General features: G+C 46.9%; 17 protein-coding genes and 3 pseudogenes. 3 read left to right on the plus strand and 17 right to left on the minus strand.

What is annotated here, in order from left to right; translation table 11 throughout:
• Window positions 1-247 precede the first annotated feature (247 nt).
• The 11 genes and pseudogenes from QMA13_RS23430 to QMA13_RS23485 all read right to left on the minus strand — a co-directional run bounded on the left by QMA13_RS23430 (window position 248) and on the right by QMA13_RS23485 (window position 13,998).
• The gene (locus QMA13_RS23430; RefSeq protein ID WP_282936155.1) at window positions 248-4,204 is read right to left on the minus strand and encodes an InlB B-repeat-containing protein; all 3,957 of its coding nucleotides are present in this window, start codon (window positions 4,202-4,204) and stop codon (window positions 248-250) included.
• A gap of 416 nt (window positions 4,205-4,620) precedes the next feature.
• Window positions 4,621-4,836, minus strand: a complete 216-nt coding sequence (locus tag QMA13_RS23435; RefSeq protein WP_282936156.1) for a sensor histidine kinase — start codon at window positions 4,834-4,836, stop codon at window positions 4,621-4,623.
• Window positions 4,833-5,006: a hypothetical protein gene (locus QMA13_RS23440; RefSeq protein WP_282936157.1), complete on the minus strand. Its 174-nt coding sequence runs from the start codon at window positions 5,004-5,006 to the stop codon at window positions 4,833-4,835. Before QMA13_RS23440 ends, QMA13_RS23435 begins: the two co-directional genes overlap by 4 nt.
• Window positions 5,007-5,168 carry a hypothetical protein gene (locus QMA13_RS23445; protein WP_282936158.1) on the minus strand — a complete coding sequence of 54 codons (162 nt, stop codon included), beginning with the start codon at window positions 5,166-5,168 and terminating at the stop codon, window positions 5,007-5,009.
• Window positions 5,169-5,202: 34 nt separating this feature from the next.
• Window positions 5,203-6,351: a response regulator gene (locus tag QMA13_RS23450; protein ID WP_282936159.1), complete on the minus strand. Its 1,149-nt coding sequence runs from the start codon at window positions 6,349-6,351 to the stop codon at window positions 5,203-5,205.
• 348 nt (window positions 6,352-6,699) lie between these two features.
• Window positions 6,700-7,011 (minus strand): annotated as a pseudogene (locus tag QMA13_RS23455) (YbjQ family protein).
• 75 nt (window positions 7,012-7,086) lie between these two features.
• A complete protein-coding gene (locus tag QMA13_RS23460; RefSeq protein ID WP_282936160.1) occupies window positions 7,087-7,248 on the minus strand; it encodes a TraB/GumN family protein in 162 nt (53 codons plus the stop codon).
• Between the two features lie 290 nt (window positions 7,249-7,538).
• The gene (locus QMA13_RS23465; protein ID WP_282936161.1) at window positions 7,539-9,299 is read right to left on the minus strand and encodes a glycoside hydrolase family 2 protein; all 1,761 of its coding nucleotides are present in this window, start codon (window positions 9,297-9,299) and stop codon (window positions 7,539-7,541) included.
• Window positions 9,300-9,676: 377 nt separating this feature from the next.
• On the minus strand, window positions 9,677-10,522 hold the full coding sequence (locus QMA13_RS23470) for a helix-turn-helix domain-containing protein (RefSeq protein ID WP_282936162.1): 846 nt from the start codon (window positions 10,520-10,522) through the stop codon (window positions 9,677-9,679).
• A gap of 70 nt (window positions 10,523-10,592) precedes the next feature.
• Complete coding sequence (locus tag QMA13_RS36440) at window positions 10,593-12,437, minus strand: family 43 glycosylhydrolase (protein WP_349254164.1); 1,845 nt, start codon at window positions 12,435-12,437, stop codon at window positions 10,593-10,595.
• 259 nt (window positions 12,438-12,696) lie between these two features.
• Entirely contained in the window at window positions 12,697-13,998 is a 1,302-nt protein-coding gene (locus tag QMA13_RS23485) for an ABC transporter substrate-binding protein (protein ID WP_282936163.1), read from the minus strand.
• A 418-nt stretch (window positions 13,999-14,416) separates the two neighbouring features.
• On the opposite strand from QMA13_RS23485, the gene QMA13_RS23490 reads away from it, so the two are divergent.
• On the plus strand, window positions 14,417-15,322 hold the full coding sequence (locus tag QMA13_RS23490) for an ArsR/SmtB family transcription factor (protein WP_282936164.1): 906 nt from the start codon (window positions 14,417-14,419) through the stop codon (window positions 15,320-15,322).
• Between the two features lie 162 nt (window positions 15,323-15,484).
• On the opposite strand, the gene QMA13_RS23495 is transcribed toward QMA13_RS23490, so the two are convergent.
• Window positions 15,485-15,775: a hypothetical protein gene (locus QMA13_RS23495; RefSeq protein ID WP_282936165.1), complete on the minus strand. Its 291-nt coding sequence runs from the start codon at window positions 15,773-15,775 to the stop codon at window positions 15,485-15,487.
• A 59-nt stretch (window positions 15,776-15,834) separates the two neighbouring features.
• Between QMA13_RS23495 and QMA13_RS23500 the strand changes: the two genes are divergently transcribed.
• Window positions 15,835-16,188: a hypothetical protein gene (locus QMA13_RS23500; protein WP_282936166.1), complete on the plus strand. Its 354-nt coding sequence runs from the start codon at window positions 15,835-15,837 to the stop codon at window positions 16,186-16,188.
• A gap of 6 nt (window positions 16,189-16,194) precedes the next feature.
• Window positions 16,195-16,731, plus strand: coding sequence for a histidine kinase dimerization/phospho-acceptor domain-containing protein (locus QMA13_RS23505; protein ID WP_282936167.1), 537 nt, complete (start codon window positions 16,195-16,197; stop codon window positions 16,729-16,731).
• Window positions 16,732-16,900: 169 nt separating this feature from the next.
• Here the strand turns inward: QMA13_RS23505 and QMA13_RS23515 are convergent.
• The 5 genes and pseudogenes from QMA13_RS23515 to QMA13_RS23535 all read right to left on the minus strand — a co-directional run bounded on the left by QMA13_RS23515 (window position 16,901) and on the right by QMA13_RS23535 (window position 25,204).
• Window positions 16,901-17,865, minus strand: a pseudogene (locus tag QMA13_RS23515) (alpha/beta hydrolase fold domain-containing protein).
• Between the two features lie 216 nt (window positions 17,866-18,081).
• A pseudogene (locus tag QMA13_RS23520) lies at window positions 18,082-18,339 on the minus strand (CD3324 family protein); the annotation flags it as partial.
• Between the two features lie 425 nt (window positions 18,340-18,764).
• A complete protein-coding gene (locus QMA13_RS23525) occupies window positions 18,765-23,069 on the minus strand; it encodes a glycosyl hydrolase family 28-related protein (RefSeq protein WP_282936170.1) in 4,305 nt (1,434 codons plus the stop codon).
• 157 nt (window positions 23,070-23,226) lie between these two features.
• Window positions 23,227-24,006 carry a sugar phosphate isomerase/epimerase family protein gene (locus QMA13_RS23530; RefSeq protein ID WP_282936171.1) on the minus strand — a complete coding sequence of 260 codons (780 nt, stop codon included), beginning with the start codon at window positions 24,004-24,006 and terminating at the stop codon, window positions 23,227-23,229.
• 31 nt (window positions 24,007-24,037) lie between these two features.
• Window positions 24,038-25,204 carry a Gfo/Idh/MocA family protein gene (locus tag QMA13_RS23535; RefSeq protein ID WP_282936172.1) on the minus strand — a complete coding sequence of 389 codons (1,167 nt, stop codon included), beginning with the start codon at window positions 25,202-25,204 and terminating at the stop codon, window positions 24,038-24,040.
• Between the last annotated feature and the right edge of the window lie 386 nt (window positions 25,205-25,590).

Below are 25,590 nucleotides of genomic sequence, written 5' to 3' on the forward strand. Positions count from 1 at the left end.
TGAGATGTCAAGCACTGATAGTGCTGAAACAGATTTATGTGAGCACGTGGACCGCAATCAACAAAAAGGATAGAGTCTAATCAGAAGCAATCTGAAGACTCTATCCTTTTTTATGCTAAGTGCTTAATGTAATAATCTTTGGTGTTCCTCTAATGAAATCTCAGGATTTATAGAGGCCAAGCGCTATTTTACCACGTATTCTCCGCAGAAAATCTACTGAGGTCCGCATCGCGCTATTCCAGCTTTCTTAAGGTGCTGGAACCCACTTTTCCCCATCGGCTGTCTTTTGACCAACTGTATGTTCAATGGAAGCTTCCTGAATGTAGCCAAAGGCCCAATGCGACGACGGAACGTCTGTCCACTTCGGAGTTGCGCCGTTCAGCGGTCCTCTACCCAGCAGTTTGCTGAACATCGTCACCGCTTCTGCTCGGGTCAATTTCGCTTCCGGACGGAACGTGCCGTCTTCATAACCATTGATGATGCCAGCTGCTTTCGCACTTTCAATCGCCTTTTTCGCCCAATGGCCGCTCACATCGGAGAAGCTTTCCCCATTGCCGACAGTGGTGTTATTCAAACGCGCAACCAAACTTGCCATTTCTGCGCGCGTGATGGTTTGCTCCGGCTTAAAGCTGCCGTCCGGGTACCCTTCCATCAATCCCATTTTCGTCACACGATCAATGACATCTTTCGCCCAATGATCCGCTGGAACATCAGTAAAGGAAAGGGATGCTGCTTTCAGCTCTTTATCCAGCGCTTTGGCAGCAATTGCTGCCATTTCAGCACGGGTGATGCTGGCATCCGGTTTAAACAATCCATCCGTATATCCGGAAATAAATGCTTTGTGATTATCGGCTTTTTCCTTACCATTCCAATTTTCAATATGAACAATCGTAAATGTACTGAATTTATTGATGGAAAAACGAATGCCTAACTTGCCTGACTCGTCATATGAGACGATTTCACCCCGAATAAACTCTTTTGTTCCATCGCTATGCTCAATGAAAACACCTAAATCATCTAATTGTTGTTTAGTCAATAATGCTCCGCCCAGAGGCAGTATCAATGTAACTGGACGGCTTTGCAGGTTCGTATCAATTGTCATCGGACGACCGATGACAACTGCATTTTTGCTGCCGCTTGCAAGCTTGACCATCTGCTCTGTTCTTGCGCGCTGCTCAATTTCCTTGCGTTTGTCCTCTTCTTTGACAGGAACGAGGCGGAAATAGATATCATCTTTCAATTCCAGCAGGGATCCGCCCGGGATGTCAACTCTCACATTATTTGTGATCAGCTCGATCCCTACGCTGCCATTTGCCAACAGGTCTGCTGAAGCTTGAGGAATCTTGATATTCGTTTCAGAAACTTCATCTTTTGTATCAGGAATAACAACACGTGCAGAAGAGGAACCTGCTGCTGCAAGCTGCTCCACAGTTTTCGCCACTTGTTCAGGTGAGAAAATGACACTGTCTTTCTTTAATCCGTCAGCATCTGTAGAACGGCTGATGATGACTGTCGAGACGACGGTTTTGTTCATGTTGCCCGCATTCTCTACATTGGCCGTAATGGATTCATTCTGCGAAGCACTACTGCTCCCCCTTGAACCTGAAGAGCTCGAAGACGATCCTTGCAGCACAATGCTAGCTGTAATTGCTTGGGTGGTTACATTGCTTGCTGCATCTTTAAGCATCATGTACACAGTCTTGGGGCCTCTGCCGTCTGTCAGTGTCCATGCTTTTGTTGCAGTAACAGCTTCCCACACACTCCAGTTCGCATTATCATTGGAAAACCGCATCTGTAAATTGCCCGATCCTCTGCCATCTGTGCCTGTTACCGCTAAAGTAACTGCCGTCGTGGTGGTCGAAGATGCATCGTCGTTGATGTGAAGGGTCCCTGACGGAGGGTCATTGTCAAAGGTCACGCTGCTTCCATCGCTTGTAACGGTTACCGTCTCACCAACGTTCCCGGACGTATCTGTGAAATCAATCGTAAACGATATCACGCCTGCAGTTTCGCTTCCTGTGAATGTATACTTCGCCGAATATACAGAGTTACCAGCGCTGACTACCTTTACAGACTGACCTGCTATCGTTACTAACGGAAGCTCGTGTAAAGCTTTATTCACTGTAAATGTCAATGTCACCGTATCGCCAGCTTTGGCAAATGCAGGATTGAGATTATCGCTGGAGACATTAACTACAGTTAAGCCAGGGAGTACGATTGCTGCTGGCGTTACAGATACTTCATTGGAATACGCGCTGCTGGTAACTGTATTGCCGGCCTTGATCGCAAAATAGTAGGTAACGCCATTCGTAAGATTGATCACGTTGTAATTATAGGTGCTGCCTGATACTGTCGCTACTGGTTTGTCACTGTAGATGTTAGGGACAGTTCCTTGAAAAACCTTGTAATAAGTTGCTCCTGTCACAGAACTCCACGATATCGTTGCCTGCTTGTCTCCAGCTCTCGCTGTAACATTAGCTGGTGCAGCAAGCGGCAATACGGTCCATTTGGCATATATCACCGTATTGGCGGTAATAGCTGTTGTTGCAAAATGGAACGGCGTCGTTAATTGAGCATTTGTATACCATCCAGCGAATCCGTACCCTTCTCTTGTCGGTACTTCAGGCTCAGTGGCAAAACCGTTATAGTTTACACTTTGGTTGTCTATAGAAGATCCGCCATTGCTATGGAAGCTTACCGTATAACTGTTTACGGTCCATTTTGCATACACCACCGTGTTGACGGTTATAGCCGATGTCGTAAAATGGAAAGGCGTCGTTAATTGGGTATTCGCATACCATCCGGCGAATCCGTACCCTTCTCTTGTCGGTGCTGCAGGTTCTGTGGCAAAGCCATTATAGTTTACACTCTGGCTGCTTACAGAAGATCCGCCATTGCTATTAAAGCTTACTGTATAGCTGTTCATGGTCCATTTTGCGTACAGTACCGTGTTGGCGGTTATAGCCGTTGTCGCAAAATTAAATGGAGTTGTTAATTGGACATTCGCATACCATCCGGCAAATCCGAACCCTTCTCTAGTCGGCGCTTCAGGTTCAGTGACTAAACCGTTATAGTTTATATTTTGGCTGTCTACAGACGAACCGCCATTGCTATTGAAGTTTACCGTATAGCGGTTTGCGGTCCATTTTGCATAAAGTGTGATATCGCTTGTTATTGGCGTAGTCGTAAAATCAAATGGGGACAAAGTCTCGCTGTCTGTATACCAGCCCTCGAACGTAAAGCCGGTCTTTGTCGGCGCAGCCGGTCGAGTGGCCTTTTCGTTAATCGGCACGGTAAGGTTGTTCACCGTAGAACCCCCGTTGCTATCAAAGCTAATCGTGTAAGCCTGAACTCTTTTATACACGCCTCCGCTTGAAACGGCGACAAACGTATCTGCACCATAGATCACATCATAATAGTAATCAGTTGAGAGAGATGATAGCTCGTTTTTCCAGTTCAAACCGTCCTTCGAAGTGATGATTGTACCGTTCGCGCCAACTGCAACATACAATCCTCCGTCTCTGCTATCGTACGCCACTTTGGCAAGATCCGCGGTCACAGGCGAGGGAACGATAATCGTTGGCAGCTGCGGATTTGCAGTGTCTGTACGGAAGATCTTTCCGCTATTGCCGACAGCGATGACTTGGCTGCCATTCGACGCAAGGCCGTTCATGCTCGACGTTTCTGGTATCGGCGTTTCCGCTCCCCAATTGGTTCCCGTATTGTCTGTCGATTGTCTGACGATACCACCAGCCACGTAGCTGAAGCCAACCGCAATAAATCGGTTGCTGACATACTTAATATCATAGAAACTGTTGTTCCCTATTCCGACAGTCGTGTTGCTCCAATCGATGCCATTCAAAGATCCTACAATCCCTCCGCCATTGGAGGATGATGCAAGATACTTGCCATTCGCATATGCAATAGAGGAAAATGCATAGGAATTATAGGACGGTGAGCCGCTACCGGCACTCCAATTTATGCCATCGCTCGAATAGATAAACATGGCCCCCGTTTTTGCATCATCCCGGGTAGTTGCCGCATAAAATTTCCCATTCAAAAATTTTACAGTATTGAGTCCCTTCAATGTTTGGGCACTCACATCCCGCTTCGTCCAGGTTACCAGGTCCGGTGATGTGTAGATCTGCTTGTTTTGGATTCCTACATAAAGGCCGTTCCCGTATGTAATAGCAATCATGCCCATTGGGCTTGTTCTTACCCAAGCGTAACTCTCATTCGCTGGGTCTGCCTTAGCCAGAGTTGGCGAAAGTAGTCCCAATGAACTAATTAGCAGGGTGATGACCATAAGAATAGATATGTTTCTTCGCAAATGCTGCAATAAACTCACCACTTTCTGAATTGATCAAGATGGAATGTGTCAATCTTTATCAAAATTCGACAAATTACTGACAGCATACCATATCCATTCTTAACAAAAGCTAAACATCCTCGAGAATCTGTCTTAAACGACCCTACTCCCTTCGATAATGAATGCATTTGACCGGGTAAATGGAACAAAAAAGCCTCCTTCCGCTCGACAAACGACAGAAGCATTTTGAGCAAAATGTCCTCGTCTGTTCGTTGTTATGCGGAAAGAGACCTTCCTCTATGCACATTGCTTCACATCGCTTGGATCGGTACGCTTACCGTCACTTTCGTACCTACGCCAGCTGTGCTCTCGATGCTTAACTCTGTGCCGTACATATATTTCAGCCGTTTGCCGATGTTTTGCAACCCCACACCTGAACGAGAATTCGGTTCGGCACCCGGATCGGGCGTCAGTAGCTGCTTCAGCTTTTCCCGTTCTATACCAATACCTGCTTGCCGGAAAATCATAATTCGAGACTTGGACTATCACTCCCGGACAATCGGTTAACTTTATCGTTTTGAATGAGCAGACGATACGTCGCGCTGCCGAACTTACTCATTTGATCCGACCATGATCCCGGCACGGCAATCATCTGAGGAGAAGGGACACGCCCCTCAGCAAAATTTTGCGAGAACAATTACAGATTGGGATAAAACTCCCACTGCCCGTCGAGCTTAATTACGCCCTCTTCAGCAAAACGCCAGTGTATTAAATCAAGCACACCCTGTTCCGCCTTCGGTGCTCCATTATCGTCATGCTTCAAGATCAAAGGGATCGTTCCATATGTGCAGACGACCATAACAAGTGTATAAGCAATGCGGTTATCTTCTATTTCACGGTCCGCTCCTGATCCGGAAATTTGGCGAAGTCAGCTGCTGGTACAATCCAACGGTCTCCTGTTCTAATTCAACATTTAGTCGCTCGCGGACCTCCAGCTCTAGCTGCCGGTATACTTTAATCGCCTCTTTGCGTTCCCCCATCTCCATGTGCAGCTTCATCAACTCCCGGCTATCCTGCTCGGAATCCGGAGAAATCGCTACGATCCTACGCAAGCACTCCAATGCGTACGAGAACTGGCCATTGCTTTTGAAAAATTGGGATAGTTTCCGAAGCGCCTGTGCGTACTTGTCCGCCATCTTTTCCCGTCTGAGGAACGCCCAAATGAAGTCGCAATCTTCCAGGTAATCCCCCTTGTACAGTGCCATTATCCGCTCCAGACGCTGCACGCCGAGTCCCGTTTCTTCCAGCGTTTTGTCGAGCAGCTGTTCCAACTCGGTTGCATCACAAACCAGGCTGCCACAATCAAGCGAATAGCCATTGCCCGTTTTATGAACGGCTAATGGCAGGCCGCTCTCCCGTATATTTTTTCTGAGCAGCGAGATGCACGTATGCAAATAAGTCCTTGCCTTCTCGGCATTCGATTCCGGCCATAGCGCCTCCATGATAGCTGCACTCTCCACGGTTTGACCGGATCGGTGGACAAGAAGTGCACACAGCTCCTTCTCCTTATTCGTTCGCCACGACAATTGCGCGCTCTCGTTCTTCCCCAACTGAACGGAGAAGCCTCCCATACAACAGATTCTCGGACCCTCGATCTCCTCACGTCCCCCAGACCGTCCAATGACAGCTTCTTCAATCCGCTTAACTGAATGGTGCAGCCTCTCCTGTTTGATCGGTTTCAACAAATAGTCGAGAGAGTGAATTTCAAACGCTTCAATGGCATACTCCGCATAGGCCGTTGTAAAAATAATGTGCAAGCCAGGATGCGTTGTCTGAATGATGCGTGCAACGTCCACGCCTTTCATTCCCGGCATTTCAATATCCAGGAACACAGCATCTACTTGCTGCTGCTTGATATCTTCAACCGCTTTCAGCGGATTCATATATTTTCCGACAATGTCTACATTGCCGAGCTCACGCAGCATAATTTCCAGCATATCCAGCGCGTGTTCCTCATCATCAATCAGTACGACGCGAATCATCGATGCTCCCCCAGTACCCGTATGCTCTCATTTCATTGTGAGTGATTTATTCGACAAAATCAGCGGATGTCCTTCTCTTTTGTACCACCATAAACCAATCTTTTAGGCCCATCCTCCTAGAGATTAAGGACGAAAACGATGTGATTTGTTTAACAAGCTCGATGGGGAGCTTGTATATCCAATGTGTTTTCAAACAATTAACCCATCAAGCTTATCGATATTTGTGCTTCCAAAATGAAAAAGCCCTTGAGAAAACAATTTTATTTGCTAAGTGTGATGATAAAATGGGCGATTCCGACGTAGAAGGAAAAGCCGCTACCTGAATGGTAGCGGCTTTGGTGAGGTAGCTTATACGATCACAACCGTCCCGCTTACGGCAACCACCAGCATGCCATCGCGAATGACTTCGTAATCAATGTCGACTCCGACAATCCCATTAGCTCCCATGCCCGAAGCTTTCTGGGTCATCTCAGCAAATGCCGCATCTCTCGCTTCCTGAAGCTTACTTTCATAAGCGCGCTAGCGCCCTCCTACGAGGTCGGTAATCGATGCCTTAAAGTCTCTGAATACATTGGCCCCCATAATGACTTCACCGGTTGCGATGCCCAAATACTGCCTGATCGGGGTACCTTCAATCATTGATGTAGTAGTTATAATCATACATTTATCCTCCTCAATTGGCCTGGCTAGGTTTGCCGTATGCTTCCATCGGAAAGTAATAACAGGCCTGGTTTACTACTGTCTTTCCACCGTGAAGCCTTCCTTCTCCAGCAATGGAACCACACCCTCGTCGCCCATCATATGCAGCATTCCAACTACAACCATATACGTTCGCCGAGCTGCTCGGTGCCGAAGTAGGCTATGATGATGCAACCCGCACGATTTCGATGTAAACACCCGTTCCCGTTGATAAGATTAAGAAAATGGACGCAGCAGGTGAAAAACTGCAAGGATTTTAATCTTTCACCTAAAAATCAGTACCATGCTGAAGACGCAACAACAGAGACAACCTTGAAATTACGCGTCCTTTTTGTAATAGCCATAGATAATATCCTTTCAAAAATGGGTGTAAAATACTCTCTCTTAGAGGAGAACGCGCGTGAACAGGGGAGCAAACAAAAACGGTAATTCCGGCTTTTGGGGAACTACCGTTTTTGCTGCTTTCTTTTATCTATATAGTAGGGGTACTAAATCCTCCCGCCAATGATTTTCCGAATATTCTCTAGTGACGATTTGGGAGTACGATCATAGCTTAGCAGCCCGTTAATCTCTTGTTCTACGTCAGTTAGCTGTGTGTAGCAAATACCTTGGATATGTGGGGATTGAAGCAGTGGCTCGACGACATCAGCAAGCCTCTTAAGAAAATCCTCTTCATTCTCGGCTCCGGAATATCCCCAACCCTCCTGCTCGTTTTTCTTAAAGGCAATACCACCAAATTCGGTCACAAGAATCGGCTGGTTCTCATAGACGGTGCCTCCGACCAGGAGCTCGCGATGGGGACTCTTTATATCCAACGTTTTTTCCAGTGTAGCATATTGCTTCTCCAGCTCTTCTCGTCTCCACTCGTAGTCGTGAATGGTCAAGAGATCCGTAGTCATATGTTCCCAACCGTCGTTAGAAACGACCAGTCTAGTATCATCTAAGGACTTGGTTAAGTGGTACATAGCTAACGCATGCTGCTGCTGTCGCTTATCGACCAGAATGTTCGTGACTCCCCAGCTTTCATTAAGGGGTACCCAGACGACAAGGGATGGATGATTGTAATCTCGTTCAATGGCCTCCTGCCATTCGGAGGTAATCCTCCTAACGTACTCTTCCGAGTAATTATAAGCGTTGGCCATTTCGCCCCATACCAGAAAACCTAATTTGTCCGCCCAATAAAGAAAACGGGGGTCTTCAATTTTCTGATGCTTACGCGCTCCGTTAAAGCCCATTTCCTTGGCCAATTCAATATCCCGTTTCAGTGCCTCATCGTTCGGAGCTGTTAGGATTCCCTCCGGGAAATACCCCTGATCAAGGACAAGACGCATGAAATATACCCGATTATTCAGCAAGACCTTACCTGCCTCGACCGATACTTTACGCATGCCGAAATAGCTTTGAATGGAGTCTACTGCCTCACCATTCACCAGCAAGGTTATAGTCACGTCGTATAGATTTGGATTGTGTGGAGACCACCAACGCCCCAATCCGTGATCGTTAAAATCGTGCAGCCCCACGGTTCTGCTTTCTTCCGTATGATGAAAACTTAACGTTGTGCTGGTGAAATATTCATCTTTAAATCGAATATCGATACGAGCTTCTACGTTATCTGCTGCTGGAGCCTGATTCAAGAAAGTCCGGATTTGAATTTCGTTCTTATCAATATCCGGTTTGAATTTGAGCTTCTTAATGTGTATTGGGTTGACCGGCTCTAGCCAAACGGTCTGCCATATGCCGGTTGTCCGTGTATAGAATATAGAAGCTGAATTTTCCTTCCAATATTGTTTTCCGCGAGGAAGGGTGACATCTCGGCTGAAATCCTCAACTCGAACGACAACTGTATTCTCTTCTTGCTGCAGAACGGCTGTTATGTCTGCATGAAATGGTGTATGTCCCCCTTCATGAAAGGCAACCTTTTTTCCGTTCACCCACACAGCTGCCGCATAGTCTACAGCGCCGAAGTGAAGAATGATCCTGCTGCCTGTCCAATCCGCTGGGATGGTGAAGCTACGCTTATACCACACCAGATCATGAAAACCCGTCTCTCCAATTCCACTTAATTGGCTCTGGTACGCAAAAGGAACCTGAATTTGTTTCGTAAATTCCTTCGTAACCGAACCCCACTGCTGTTCGTCTCCCATACGGTGATCATCGAACTCAAACTCCCATGTACCATTTAGATTAAGCCATTTCTCCCTTACAAGCTGCGGGCGCGGGTACTCCGGTCTTTGGATCTCTTGATTCATGTTTGCACTCCCTTTGTTTGATTAATGTAGAAATTAAAATAATTACTTTCAAGTAAATATAATAGGAGAACCCATTCTTTTTGTCAATTAAAAAGTTTACTTATTAACTAATTTGTTATGCAAATGGATGAGAATTAGAAATACAGTGATGAAAGAGGTTATGCCTCCTGTCATTTAGTATCCTCCTATGAGAGGCGGACCGGCATGATAGGTGATCCTCGTTAGTTCCATGACCCCGAATTGCACGTTGGCGGAGCGCTTCTGATATACTGGTTCTTCCTAACTTGAAGGGTGTGAAGGTTTATGGATGTCCATCCTACCGTTGATATTGTCGAGAGCAATAAAAATAGCTCAGTCCGGCGTACGACCGGGCTGAGCTATTTTGTATCGAAGTTCTTGCGCCACTCAAGCGGAGTTTTACCCGCATGCTTGACGAATAAATCATGAAAGCGGCTCGAGGAAGTAAATCCGACTTCAGAAGCGATGAACTCGACCGGCTTGTCGGTATTTCTCAGCAGCCTTTTGGCTTCGTTCAAGCGAAGCGTGATGATGTACTGCTTCGGGGGTACACCGACCCGCTCCGTAAATTTTTTGCGGAATATACTTTCAGATAAAAAGTGACGCGCCGCCAAATCGGCTATCTTCAATGACGTGAAATAAGTCCTGTGAATTTCTTGCAGTACGTCGCGGACCATCCGTTCGTCGCTATCCCCCTCTGCAAGAGCAGGTTCCGAAGCGCAGAGCGTATTTGAATGGTAGGTTAGCAGCAGTGTCTCCAGCGCATTGCGCATCAGATCGTCCGAGAATTCGTTCAGCCGCTCCCGCTGTCCTTCTTCCTCCAATTGAAGCAATGCCACTTGGGCTCTATGGAGAGAATTCCCGCATAAGCATGATTTCAAAATTTGATTCGGACGCTGCTTGTATGCATGCTGAAGCAAATATTGGCAATAAGCCGGGATTACACGGAAATCGTAGTGAACCGAGATACCGGCCCACGCTTTCAGGCACACGAATCCGTGATGGATGCCGGCCGGAATCAGGATCAAATCGCCTGCCGCAACCGATACATTTTGTCCCGCCGATGTGTAATAACCTTCACCCTCAAGAATAAGTGTAATTTCATCAGCGTCATGCGAATGAGAACGAAACAACCCTGCTCCCTCCTCTCCCGTAAAGCAATGAGGGGCAAAATGTTCGATGCTTTCCACAAATCCGTAGCTCATAGGGGATCCCATGCCTTTAAAGTTAATGACTTCCCCCTCATTGTAATGGATTCCGAACGCGCTTACAACGTCAGTCCAATCGGTACATGAGCCAAAATTGCGCTATCCCGCCAGGGAGTTCCTGCCAAGTCCCTACACTCGCTCCGCTATCGATGCTGGCACCGCCTACATCGAGTGCTTTGCCCGTCTGCACGTTCATCAATTTACAATAGCCATTGCCGGTGTCGACGAGCTTCCATTTTTGCGTGTCAAGTCCCTTATCCTCCGATACTGCCACTCTTCCCCAAGAAGCAGATGGATCCATAACGGTCAATGCTTTACCGGAGTTTGGATTGATCAACGAGTAGGTTTCGTCCGTGTTCTGGATCATTTTCCAGCGCTGTGCTGCCCCGCCATCGGTATCATTTCCCATCTGGATCCAGATCCCATCAGCCGTACCCGCATTGGTTACGTCGAGTGCCTTGCCGCCGTTAGGGTTGATGAGCTTATATTCAGCCCCGGACTTGACCGTGAATGTGTTACTGCCTGATATCTCGATATAATCTATCTCGACGGCATGTTTGCCCTTCGTGAATTCGATGACGTTATTGTAACCCTTTCTCAAATCGATTTGTAATGAGGCGATGGCAAACTGGTTGCTTCCGGTATGGGGGAAAGACAACGTCGTCGGCTTGCCGTTCACCGAAACTTGTTCTGTGGCATCCTGGCCGGCGGTATTTGAATACCGAACCAATAATGTGTAGCTCCCTTCCTCTGGTGCAATGACATCCTTGATCGTCAAGGAGCTATTTACATTGTTCAGACGCACGATTTTACCTCCGGAAGCGGCTGTCTTGTCCTTTACTTCCGCTTTAACCGGAGTGCCTTTCTCTGCTTCTATCCGGTAGTCGCCGGATGGAACGGAGAGCGGGCCATTCGTCGGAACGCCGAAATTCGGAGTGCCATCATTGTTCCATGTAAAAGATTGCACACGGGACGGACGGGCGCTGCAGCCTTGGCCGGGACCGCTGTTGCCGTGGTAGACGATCAGGTCTTGAGTGCCGTCCTTGGACTGGACGAAGGAGTTATGGCCCGGGCCGAACACACTGTTATTCGGTGATTTGGCGAATACCGGTTGGGTGCTCTTCGTCCACAGTGCGGGATTAAGCAAGTCGCTTGTATCGTTCGCTGTCAGGATGCCGAGCGAATAATCGTCCTCCCAGCAGGCGCTTGCGGAATAGACGAGAAAAATTTTACCGTTACGCTTGAGGACGACTGCCCCTTCGTTTACCGGCATCCCCTTCTTTTCCCAGTCGTATTCGGGCTTCGTCAAAATCACGTTGTCGCCATCCAGTGTCCATGGACTGGACATCGGTGCTATGGCGATCGCACTTCCGTGAGCGCCGGACCAATTCCCGTATGCTGCATACAAGAAGTATAACCTGCCGTTATGGTCAAATACGGTGCCGTCCAAACCGGCATACTGCGTATTCAGCTTTCCTTTCTCGGTCCATTGTCCCTGCAACGGATCCGCGGAATCATTCTCCAAGACGTACACTCCACGGCAATTATCTCCGCAGCCCGTATTCGCGGTATAATAGATGTACCATCTACCGTCGATATAATGGATCTCCGGAGCCCAAATGTCTTTTAAGCCGGAAGGTTGTGTCCATACCGTTTTTCGTTGTCCCAGATCCATTGCGGTTAACGATCTCGATTTCCAAATATCCAATCTATTGCCTAATGTGCGGGTAAAGTAATAATATCCGTCCTCATGCAGCATGACATACGGGTCCGCACCAGCAGTGTTGATCGGATTCGAATAGGTCGAAGTGGATGCAGCAGACGAATCGTTTGCCCCAAAAGAAGTCAGTATTAGCATAAGCATGAGAACAAGCGCCGTTAACTTTAAGCCAAATCCTTTAGCAACGCGCATTAGTTCCGTACACCTCCGGCATTAGGATGGTTGTTGCGATCGCGATCTAACAAATACAATGATACACGGTAACTCGCTGTGAAAGTTGCCGAAAGCGTTTGCTTCTCGCGAATAAACAAGCTGAAAAAGAACCGAATTCGACGGTCGAATTCGGTTTTGACGGATGGGGTATGAATGAAAAAAACTCGCCCGAATACGAAACTCGGCGAGCAGATTTTCATTGATGGATCTATAATCATTTGTATATCACGATGAATAATTACTTAACGGTTTGTTCCCTGATATATTGGTTTAATTTTTCCTGAGCATTCCTCAAAGCGGTATTGACATCGATACCTTTCAATATCATATCGTTGCTGGCTTCTACAATGAAGCTTCTACCCTTTAGATCAAATTTCGTATGTTCATGCATCCCCGGCTGGAGGGTGAAGAACGCATTTGTGTTTTTCCCCTTCAGAAACTCCAAGTCCGTACCAAACTCTTTCTTCGTTTCTTCGGATTTCTTCAGCACCGTTATTCTTCCGCTCTTATTGATCAGCTTCTGTACCTCTTCTCCTGCGACAAGGGACACCACCTGGAAAGCTTGATCCTTGTGTTTGCTTGTCGTGGTTACGAACATATTATGCGTTTCCGCCTGCCATGCATAACCGCTGCCCTTCTCAAACGTGGGGAGTGATACCATGTCCCAATGAAAGTCCTGACCGCTCTTTTGCAGCTTATCGATTTCACCGATGACATCAGCGCCCCAATAGCCGGCCATAGCAACGGATTTTTCTTTCACAAATACGGTGTGCGAATTGTTTACTATTTTACCATCCTTCACAAATCCCGGGATGTCATGCAGCGTTTTATACAGATTCAGTACCTTTGCCCAGCTATCCGTAGTTAATACGGCTTCATTTGTCTGCTTATTCACATAAGGCAAAGTAAGCCCCATTGCAAAGCGATCCGCCCCACCCGTATAGAGACCCAAATACTGAACGCCTTCATCCATTCGTGTCAGCTTGCGCGCCAAATCGATAGTCTCTTCCCATGCCATACCGTCTTTAGGATAAGTGATTCCAAACCGATCAAATATGTCTTTGTTATAAAAGAGAGCAGGGATGTTCATGCGAAATGGCAGCGCAACCATTTCACCTTTTGCTCCAAACTTCTTGATGGCTTCAATCGTGACCGGATCAAATTTGGACAGGTCCATTCCAAGCTTTTTGATATACGGATTTAGATCCTCAATGATTTGTAAATCCTGTAAAGAAGGAATACCAGGCAGCCCGGCGATTAAAATATCCGGCACCTCACCGGAGGTGATCATATCCTCTAGCTTGCCACTAACCATTTCCAAGGTAATATACGGGTATTTCTTTTTTACCTGCTCAACAAAATAGGATTCAAAATCTTCCTGGGCGAAAAAGCCTTGGGCAACCATTAACTTCAAAGTAACAGGCTCCGTACTGATATTGGACATATCCGCGCTTTTTTCGCCAGACCTATTCTGGCTTTGGCAGCCGATATTCAGGAGCAACGATAAGACTGCAGCAGTAAGTACTAACTTCCTTTTCAATTAGATCCCTCCATATTCAATGTGTGTATCCAACCTAAACTCTATATGACACAGTGCCAGTAAAATGAATGTAGTTCTTATCCACATCAGGCTTGAACTTCGGTTTTTGAAAATGAAGCAGTTTCACATGCTGAATCTAACCAATCAGCCATATGCTTGTCCCGGAAACCGTTTTCACAAATTTCGCTCGGTATATGAAAGAATCTCCATTTGTTTCGTAAATCCTTTATCACCTACCCCTCGCTGTTCTTCATCTCCTAACTTAAGCCATGCCCACACTCCCCCTCTTCTATTTAATAAAATAATTATCTTTATTCTATAATGGTTAATATAATAGATTTGCTCTGCTTTTTTGTCAATGCAAAGTTGATTAATTAACAAACAGGTTATATAATGGAGTGAGTTAGGAGCGTGCAGTATGAAAATAGACGTGACCACGAGATATATGAACGTGCTGGAGTGTTTTTCTTCTGAAACACGAGTTCGGATCATTGAATTATTGAATGAGAAACCTTATAACATTGGTGAACTCGCAGAGGCATTAGGCTTGTCCTCAGCCATAATGACAAAGCATATCCAGAAGCTGGAAGAAGCTGGGATTGTTTCTACGGAGAATACGGTAGGAAAACGAGGTACGCAGAAGGTCTGTTCATTGAAAGTGGACAAGATGACGCTAGTACTCCGAACTGCCGAAGAAGAAAAGCCACGGAACCAAACTGGGTTTACGGTAGAACTTCCGGTTGGACAATATATCCGGTACGAGGTTCACCCAACCTGTGGTTTGGCGTCCTCCGACAAGCGCATCGGCATGATGGACGATCCGCGTTATTTCGATGATCCCGAGCGCATGACGGCTGAGCACCTCTGGTTTGCATGCGGTTTTGTCGAATATCGGATTCCGAATTATTTGGTAGGAAAAGAATCCGCGTCAAGTCTAAACATTTCTATGGAGATTTGTTCTGAGGCACCTTATTATAACGAAAATTGGCCGTCGGATATTACTTTTTCCGTCAATAATATGGATGTTGCTACATGGACCTGCCCTGGGGATTTTGGCAGCAAACGCGGACAATACACGCCAGAGTGGTGGGTGGATACGCAGTATGGACTTCTTAAGGTCCTCTCCATTACGAATGAAGGTTCATTTGTCGATGGAGTACGGTTTTCTGATGTTCGAATTCATGAATTGAACATCCATGCAGGACAGGAACTCCTCTTTCGAATCTCTAGTCCCGAATCCGCTGCGAATTGTGGAGGTGTCAGCCTTTTTGGCAAGAACTTCGGCAACTATCCACAGGACATTCGAGTCACTGTTTCAGTTTAGATCCCTATTAACTAACGAACGTGAAACAACCTAAGGCCCAATTCAATGGTTTTAGGTTGTTTTCTTGTGTGCAGCAGTTCTTTACGCTAGACAGACTTAAATGAAAATATTGTAAATATTTGGAATAATTCGACGTTCGATCTTACCTACTGCTTTCTTCCGTTACTCATTCAAATACGTCTTCACCCGGTTCTGGATCAGCTTGCTTACTTCTTCCGCGGATTTCTGCCCGCTCATGAAGCTTTTGAACTCCTCCATCGCGATCATTAACACTTTCATATCGCTGGATCTTCGGACATCCGCCTCCGAGATCAGCTTCTGTACCTCTTCAATCCGTTTTTTCGCCCTTTCCCCATCAGGCAGCATGTTTTTTGGCGTCGGCGTATCCAGGGTTCCGTTCTTGATTTTCTGTAAAGCTTCATTCAATCTCTGATCGGCGACGCCTTTATTCATCGGCAAACCCGTGAGATTGGGCATTGCTTGGATTTCATCGGAAAGCAAAAACTTGATGAATGCCCATGCTTCCGGTTGAACGTGGGATTTGCTGTTCTCCAGTCATGCCACTCATTCCAACTCAAGAAAGTGATGTACAGACATCCGTGATGTCAAGCCCTTCTGCAGGGATCACGAACGCGGTACTGATCGCACCCGGGAACAAAGTGGTCTACACCACCCTGTCCTACGATGTGACTTCAGAACTAATGGAATTATCGAAGCAAGGCGACCTCGTCTCAGGAGGAATATGGAGAGGAAAAGACGATCAATATGTTATCGAAACGGTATCGACGAGCCAAGGAATCGAATCGGACACACAGGGTGTCACGGCAGTGATGGCCGCTCCGCTAAGCAAAATCAAAGCGATGTAGCTCGCTTTGTTTGAACGGTTAATGATCATCCTGTCCGTCGGGATTATCGTTGCTTTCCTGCTTAGCATGCTCATCACAAGAAGGCTCGTCAAACCGCTCGGGGATTTGAGGAAGGAACTGAACAAGGTGGAGACGCGCCGTTTCTCCGAAGTTCAGTTGGTCGAATCGGGAGGCGAGATTGGAGACGTTGCGAAGGCTGTCTATGATCTCGACGGTAAATTGGAGAAATACCAGCGTACGCAGAAGCAGTTTTTTCAAAACGCTTCGCACGAGTTGAAGACGCCGCTCATGTCCATCCAAGGCTACGCCGAGGGCATCAAGGACGGCATCTTTACGGGGGATCATGCCGATAAAGGCTTGGATGTTATCGTCAAGGAATGTGAACGGTTGAAAAAAATCGTGACGGAAATGATTCTTCTCGCCAAGCTGGAAAGTGAAGAAGGGATATTCCACATGGACCGTGTCCCGGTACGAGAATTAATCACGGAGACGGTGGAGCGTCGTCCCCCCTCTTCCCTAACTGCAAGACGATATCTAGAATGATGGCCGGATGCGTTGGCGGCAGAGTCAATTCCGTTTCGTCAAGCAAACGGCCCAGTCTGGGGATCGAGACGAGTGCCGCTTACTCATTGCTGATTGTAAAAAACAAAGCGCACTAGGACTTGAAAATAAGTCCTAGATTACCGCTACTTTTCTTGTATTATTGAAAAATTCAAAGCAACTTCAGAGCTTTCAGTAAGGCGTATTCGCATGATTTAGCACCTTCTTGGGAAAAATGCGCATCTGGGAACATGGGAGCCAAATGATGATATCCAGGATATACATGCAATTCGACTAAGACGCCATCAAAGGCCAATTGTTTTGCAAATAATAGGGCTTCATCGATGAACAAATCAATGCTGCCAATACTGATATAAGTGGGTGGTACAGTGATTTTGCACGGGCAGGAACGTAATACTCACTTACCTCCTCCTGACCTGTTTCATGTCCTAGAACCGATTTCCAGCCGAAATAATTACTTCGTTTTGTCCAAACGAATTCACCGGCATGCGGATGCTCTGGCGTAATACCCGTGCGGTCATCGAGCATTGGGCTGCGCAGCCTCAGATGATGGATATCGAATTCCTTTTGATCACGAATGAATAGGGCTAGACCTGCTGCTAAACCACCGCCAGCGCTGCTGCCTGCAATAGCGACTTTCTGAGTATCTATTGACAATTCCACGGCATGTTCAATACACCATTTTAAGCCTGAATAACAATCCTGCAATTGACTTGGCTGAACATGTTCCGGCGCTAGACGATAATACACAGATACGCAGCAAAAACCATGCTGTACAGCCAGTGACGCATTGCCTGGTCGATCAACGATTGGACTACCCAAAACCATTCCGCCACCGTGAATCGAATAATATAACGGCATCTTTTTATATTTTGGCTGGCTGGGCTTAATAATTTCTATGCGAATATCAGGACCGCCAAAATAACTTGGCACCGCCCTTTCTTCGAATGTGACAGGGAACATCTGTGTTACATCGATTTGCGGTAACATCTTTGATTGATTTTCACGTGATTCCATTAGCGTAGTTTCGGTAAGATCACTTGTTGGAAATAAATCAATGGCACTAATAATTTCCAGATCAATCAGATGTCTGCTTCTGCTATTTTGTTCACTCATTGTTATTGTTGCCTCACTTTCTTGATATCCACCATTCATTAGTTGTTCCTGCTGAAATCGAATGATGATGGCTCAAGTATTCCCCATTTGGATCGATTTCAAAGGTAATTCATATTCTAAAGTTTGCAATAAGCTATCTATATGAAAACAATAACTTAGAATCATTTTTGACATAGAAAAAGACTGATGAAGAAATTTCATCAGTCTTTTTCTATGTGAATAAACAATTCTCTTAATGGTATCAATGGAGAGAAAATATTCTTCAGCAAGCTGCTCCATACTACTATTATTCTTAAATGCAAGTCTAATAGCGGCATTTCGGTGATCAAGCCACTGTCTTCCGCCACTTAAGGTTCCCCAACGGCTATATTCCTTCTCCTGCTTAGGAATGTAAATAGTTTCTCCTTGAATATACTGTTGGATCTCTATGATTAGCTTTTCAGGTAATAGTTTTTTGGCATTCGTATATTTCAATTTACTCCACCCCTTATTTTTAATCACACAAAATAAGGTGCAAAGCCAAAATATTAAAAAAGCTTATTCAGCGTTATAAAATATTTCGCCCCATACAAAGTAACGCTTCCTAATAATTGGCTTTGCATGAGTAGTAGAAGTCACGGACAATCTCAAGAAATTATCCATCAGTAGGCACCCCCTTTACTTTGCTAGTATAGCATATCTTCAAAAGAATGCTCTCTTGTAACCGCTGGAATCGAACGTGATTATGATTCGATAAAGATCGCCGAGCATTGGGACGTAATAGAAGCCATACTGCCCCCAGAAAAGGGTCATCAAATGGATACAGACACAGCATTGCTTCAGCAACGCTGTGTCTGTTGAAAAGCCTATGTGAGGCATATCATCCTGCCCTGTCTCTACTGATATCTGCTTCTACTCCGTTATTTGATCGAATTGGAGAATTTGACCAACAGGTCGGCTTGTTCGTTAGTAAATGCTTTATTCTTCTGCGCACCGACTTCATGTATATAGGCTTCGATCTTGCCGCTTGCGGCATTTTGATTCCCCTTGTTGGCTGCATCCTTAGCCCCTTGAAGCTTTGAACAAAGCGAATTGGCCAACTGTTCTTTCCCATTCTGTGTCAAGAACCCTGTTGTCAATTCACATAAACTATCGTAAGTCACTTCTACTGTGTAGCTAATATTGTAGGAAGCGGTGTTTGAGGCTTGATCCGACACAGTGACAGTCAATATTTGGGTTCCCAGCCCTAAAGTGTACGCGGGGGCGCTAATGAGCGCGTTACCGCATGGATTCATAGTCAATCCGGATAAGCGGTCTTCTGCGCTGCAACTGATGTATACTGCCTGGCTTACGGTATAGGTCCCGCCACCCTGAAAATTAACGATTGGCGGTGTTTTGTCTAGCTTAAAGGTTAACATTTTTTCATTTTCTTTGTTGCCGGCTGTATCGACAGCGTAGTACTTTAGCGATGTGATCCCTTCTTCAGCAATAAGTATGGATGCAGTTCTCCCTTGCACCGTAACGGGATCTCTCGCCAGAGTTCCTTCAACACGGTAGGTAACCGATTGTACACTCGTTCTTCCGGTTCCATCTAAAGCCGACAGAGTGACCGTCACATCGTTTTTGTTCCATCCCGCCACGTTAGGAGACGGAGCCACAGTGGCAGTCGTGACCGGGGGATTGGTTGGGGTACCCTTCAACACATTGTCAATTCCGTAAACCTTGATGCCCCAAATATTATTCCATTTGTTTACGTTGCTTCCGTTTCCGTTGTATTTCAGGTAGCGGCCATAGGCAAAGCCTGATACAAGGTATTCCTCGTAGGTTTGCGTCGTTCCGCTGTTTTGTGCGGAGATCGCCTGTGTCCAGTTTTGCCCGTCTTCCGACACTTCGATCGTAAATGGATATATCCGGCTTTCTCCTGCGTTGAACGAAATTTTCACAGAGGTGATGATTCGTTTGGCACCTAAATCTAGAATGGCATATTGATTGCCTTCCGCAGCCCATCTGGTGTCGTTCTTACCATCGATCAGATGGTCAACTTCGTTACCGGTCTGGGAGGCCGAAGCCGTGGCTACAAACACCCTCAGCTGCGAAGCTTCCTTCTGCGAATCCCGGGGGGTATCCTCCATATGCGGCAGGGAGATATTTAACTCGCGCTTGGCAAGGTCAAAGGTTACGTCTGAGCCCAGGGCGGCACCGATAAAGGAGCTAGGGACAACCACATCCTCGTTCGGTTTTTGGATTGGCGCATCTAACGTAATCACTTGGTCATCGACTATAGCGGTGATACTATTGACCTGCATGCGAAGTTTCTTGTCATACGTATCCACAACCAGCGTGTTGGTCGCTGCTTCCCAGATTACCGGATAGCCAAGTTTCTCCAGGACCGCTCGGATGGGAACATAGACAATATTTCCTTTTATAAATGGCGCTTGCCCTGTAAACTTGACCGTACTTCCCGCTACCTTCACCCATATGGATTCGTTGACGACAACCTGGGTTACCGCTGATTGAGCGGGGGTTTGATACTTGACCCCGGTCTGGTCGGAATTCGCGAGCCACTGATGAAAATCAGTTTGCGTTATGGGCTGTGCCTTACTATCATGCAAGTAATTCGTAGCGATAAAGCTTACTTGGGTGCCTGGTGCCATGTCAATCAATTTGGTTTTGTAAGTATTGATTTTGGAATTAATCACCTTCAGTTTCCCCTGATTCACAACGAAGTCGCGATTGATCGAGGAAGCAAAATTGGCTCCTTGGATCTCGACGGTACCATTGCCGTCCAGCTCGGTAAATCTGTCCAGACTCCCCCACAAAGCAGTGCCGAACAAAGTGATTTTCTTCGTAAAGCTAGGGCTAGTTTTCACTCCGATAGGAATCAGATTGTGACTGGTTATCCCAACAAGCTGCGTATTGATGAAGTTAAATCCTTCAGGAGCGATGTCCTCAACCAGAAAAGCAATCCTGCTGTTATCCGAAGCATAGCCAAGCGACAAGCCCGAGGGTGCCGTTCCGTTCTCGGATTTCAGCGTCAGGCCTACCCCGGCCGGGAAGGTAAAGTTGTTGTAAAACAAAATATGCTTGGCATCCCCTAGCACGAACGCTTCGAAGTTGTTCTTCATGTAACCTTCAATGCTGCTCCTGTCTGCCTCAAAGGCATCCTTTTCGGCAGACGTCGAGCCTTTGGGAGGGCTATTGCTCCAAGAGCCCCATTTGCTTTCGGAGCCGTCCACCAGATTGCCGTAATTTAACTGCGTATTCATGATCAGGGCATGCTCGGTGCCCCCGCCTACCCGAATCCCCGTGCGCCAGACTTGGCCGCCCATGTATTCGACATAGGCATGGTCGTTTTTGTTCGTGAACAGATCGATGAAATTATAAGAATTTCTCACGCCGATATTGATAAGGCTTACATTATTGCCCATACCCCGGATGGTATACGGATAAGGAATCACTGTCTTATAATCCTGCTCCGGATAGTCGAGGGATAAGCCTCTAACAATAGCATTTGGGGATACCTGGATGAACGGTGTGTCGTTCTCCTGATTCTTACCCGGATACACTTCAATCGTAGATCCGAGATTCATTGGAGCTTGTGGCGTATCGAGCGCCCCTCTCAGCTCCACACCTTCCGGTACAGTCAAATTCGCTTTCACCGCGTATTTCCCTGACGGTAAGAATACAATACCCCCGCCGTTCTGCCCGGCATCATTCAAAGCCGCCTGGATCGCCGCGCTGTCATCCGTAACATTGTCGGCTTTAGCCAGATAAGGAGCTGCCTTAACGTTATACAACACGGCCTTCGCCGGTTTTTTCTCCAAAATACCGACTTCCGGAAACGTTGGAACCTTCTCCATAGCCACCGGAGTATGGTCGATCGTTACACCCTTGGTGCTGTTGTTCGTAATATTGGCTGCTGCTTTGAAGCGGTTGCCTAGCAGACTTCCTGCGCTTTGTACCCCATACGTTGCCTGCGGGGCAGCATTATTGAAATCAGAATCCAGGATACTGGCGTATCCGCTGGAAATCTCAACCTTGCCACGTTCCACGTCGAGGTCGTGTGCCATTAGAATTCCGCTTCCTTCATGCAGAACCGCATAACCGGAGACATCGATCTTCCAGTTCATGAGGTTGACCTTGCTATCAAAGGTGTTGCGGAGGACGATGCCATTCTCGCTATCGGTAATTTTGACGTTGGTAAATATCACGCCCGCATTGGACGTATTCTCTATCGCTACGCCGATATAGCAGTTTTTGAAGCTCAGTCCGTAGTTCTCGCCGTTCGGAAACTGATCCTTAAGCCGCATATTCGATTCTGAGTTATAGGCTTCTACATTGAACGAGTTCAGCGTGTGGAATCCTACATTATAGCCTTCCGCCGACAAGAATCGGCCGTAGGACCAATCGTTCCGATGCATCTCGATCGCGATGCCTTTCTCATACATAAACGTACGGTGTGCCCCTGCCGCACTCGGCGAGCCGGGCAGTCCGGAGGCTTCCCAATATTCCGGGGAAAAATCGACATGCTCAACGCGCCCCACATCGGCCAGTGCGTCGATAATAATTCCCGCTTTGAGCGGTGAACCTGTTATATTACGTATGACAGGGCACCCGCCCATAGTAAGCGCTTTCTTAAAGCCGATGTAAGAATTTACAAATTGAACGTTCTCAACCGTACTGTAGTTGTCCCCCCAGATCGAAGGATCCCCCATCATTATTGAAGGCGGATACGCATTGATGTTATCCGGAGTCTGCTCGGGATACCAGATCGCCAGATTCCGGACGGCCGTGACCGGCTGCAGAGTAATAAAAGCCTTGGCGTCTGCATTGCCTCTCCCTGCGTAAGCCATGAGAACTGTTCCTTCAACGGGCTGGCCTTTTACAGCTGGTTTGATTTCTCCAATTAAGGTAGTCCCTTTGGGTACCGTGAGATTCCCGCGAAGCGCATACTTACCCTTCGGCACATAAACCGCTCCGCCCCCTGCCTGGGCCATGAAGTTCAAGGCGTTTTGAAAGGCTGCCGTATTATCCGTTACTCCATCTGCAACAGCTCCAAATTCCTGTACCGTCGCACCTGCCACGACCAGCTCATCCGATTGGTAGCTGGATTCGAACAGCTGCCAGTCGGGGTTCACATTGTCAGCCAACGCGATTGAAGACAACAGCATCGTCAAAACCACAGTAACGACTAGAGCTACTGCACTAATTCCTTTTCTCGCCATGCGCTTTCCTCCTCTAAATAGTCTTTCGGTTAACCTAATAAGCTATCTTAGATGTCATGGGCGCTCGCAGCAGCAGTGTTTATACGAGGGGAGCCAGCCGTTTCGGCTGTTTCCCCAGTTCCTGACAAACGTAAATACAACAACTTGTTCCTACGGCTTATTTGTTACCTTCCAAGAGGTAGCGCTGCAAATAATCAAGGCTGATGGCAACGCTCTCAAATGGATCCCGGCGGCATGTATCCTGTTCCACCACATACCACTCCACGCCTGTCTCACGGCATGCATCCATAATTCCCTTGTAATTCATGTTCCCTTCGCCTAGCTCGGCAGTGGCCTGTTTGCCGTTCACGATAGCCATATCCTTAAGGTGAACTACCTGCATTTGGCCCTCCACCTTACGAATCCATTCGATTGGATCGGCTCCACCTGCTTGCAGCCAATACAAGTCCAGTTCAAATCCAAAATGCTTCGGATTCGATTCGTTCAGAAGGATGTCCATTCCGGTGATGCCATCCCTACTTTCAAATTCAAAAGCATGATTATGATAGATGAATTGTAATCCGTACTGTTCCTTAAGACGAAGCGCAATGTCTGAAGCCTGCTTAGCAAAGGTGCGATAACCTTCCTGGCTGGTGCGGTAATGATCTGGAAGCCCACCAATCCCTACATATTTACAGTCCCACCGCTGATGCTCCCGTGCCAGCGCATCCAGATCATTCTCAAGCCGGTCCCACGAAATATGGGTTGCACAGATCTTCAATCCGCTTTCATCGGCATATTCCTTGACCTGCGCCGGATTCATCGGCCCAATGCCGGATACTTGAACAGCAGTGTAACCAATGTCCGCTACCTTCTGAAAGGTCGTTCTTAGTGCTTCCGGTGTCTTGGCAAATTCTCTGAGTGTATACATTTGAACAGCAATTTGGGAAGGTTGCATATCTGAAATCATCTCCTAAAATGACATTTGATTAATGCGATCCGCTAACTTCAAAAGCTTTGTCCGGAGCCGCTATCTTCTGAAAGGTGGAATTTTTAATCTTTTCCATCAGCTTCTCATGGAACAGATCGGCATCAATCGGCAGTTCTACCCAGTTGTCGGTCCATGAAGAAAGGTACATCGCATTGGAAAGCGTCAGGCCAAGGATTCCCTCTTCTCCCGGTGCGAGGAGAGGCTCGTTATGCAGGATCGCGTTGGTAAAATTCTGCAAAATGCCCTTGTGCTGATCGCCGCCACCCGGCTTCACTGGAATCTCGCATTTCCAACATTCAGGAGTACCGAAGCCACCTGCAAATTCAGCGTTAAATTTTGGCTCAGGTGTGCGCAACCGCCAGAAGGTCAGGGTACCGTTCTCTACTACGATTTTCCCGTTATCCCCATTAATCTCGAAACGGTTCGTTCCCGGTGCTTCACCGGTAGTGGTTATGAACAAGCCGGTAGCGCTGTTCTCATACTCGACAAAAGCGGTTACATCATCTTCGACCTCGATATCCCGATACTTGCCGAAATGACAGAAGGCACGCACACGCTTTGGCATCATCCCGGTTATCCACTGCCACAGATCGAGCTGGTGTGGATCTTGGTTTAGCAGCACACCACCGCCTTCGCCGCCCCAGGTCGCCCGCCAGCCACCGGAATTGTAATAGTGCTGCGTTCTGTACCAGTTTGTGATAATCCAGTTGGTGCGACGGATTTCACCTAGCTCTCCTGACTGAATAAGTTCTCTGAGCTTTTGGTAAAGCGGGTTCGTGCGCTGGTTGTACATAATTCCGAACTTGAGCTCGGGATGGGCTGCAGCGGTGTCGTTCATTTCCTGCACAGCCTTGGTGTACACGCCTGCCGGCTTCTCGATCAAGACATGATATCCAGCGTTTAGCGCATCTATGGCCAGCGTCGGGTGATCATAATGGGGTGTCGCAATAAGTACGGCATCCACTGTCTTTGCTTTAATCAGTTCCTCCGGACTGCTGTACCGTCTCACATCAGCCGGCAGATTCTCTTCCGCCCATTCCAGACGCTCCTTACTGGTATCGCACACTGCCGCCAGCTCTGCATTCTTGATCTCACCCAGCAGGCTGATTGCATGTGCCCGGCCCATGTTCCCTACTCCAATAATTCCATAACGTACGGTTTTCATTAAAAATCACTTCTTCCTTTAAAAGTATACTGCATGGATGAATCCTTCTGAGAAGCGAGCTCATGGCGGGATTCCCCCACCAGTTCCTCACTTCGTTCGTTGGCCCTTGCTCAGCACAGGTTTCCTTATTTTAGTAATGAAGTCAAAAGTAACCCGCTCCTTCTCAATTGGTTCAACACAGTGCTTAGCATCACCAGCTGCGTAAAAATTAAAGGCATCCCCTGCAAATCGTTGGTCGACCAGAACTGATTATAACACTCAAAAAAAGACATGTAAATATATTGTATATTCAATTATGTAATTATATATTTTTAATATCTATATGCTATTTTTTTATAAAAATAAAACTAATTTTTTTAATATTTTGAATCACTAGGAGCATATTC

Origin of the sequence: Paenibacillus sp. RC67 (genome assembly GCF_030020805.1) — a bacterium.
Lineage (GTDB): Bacteria > Bacillota > Bacilli > Paenibacillales > NBRC-103111 > Paenibacillus_S.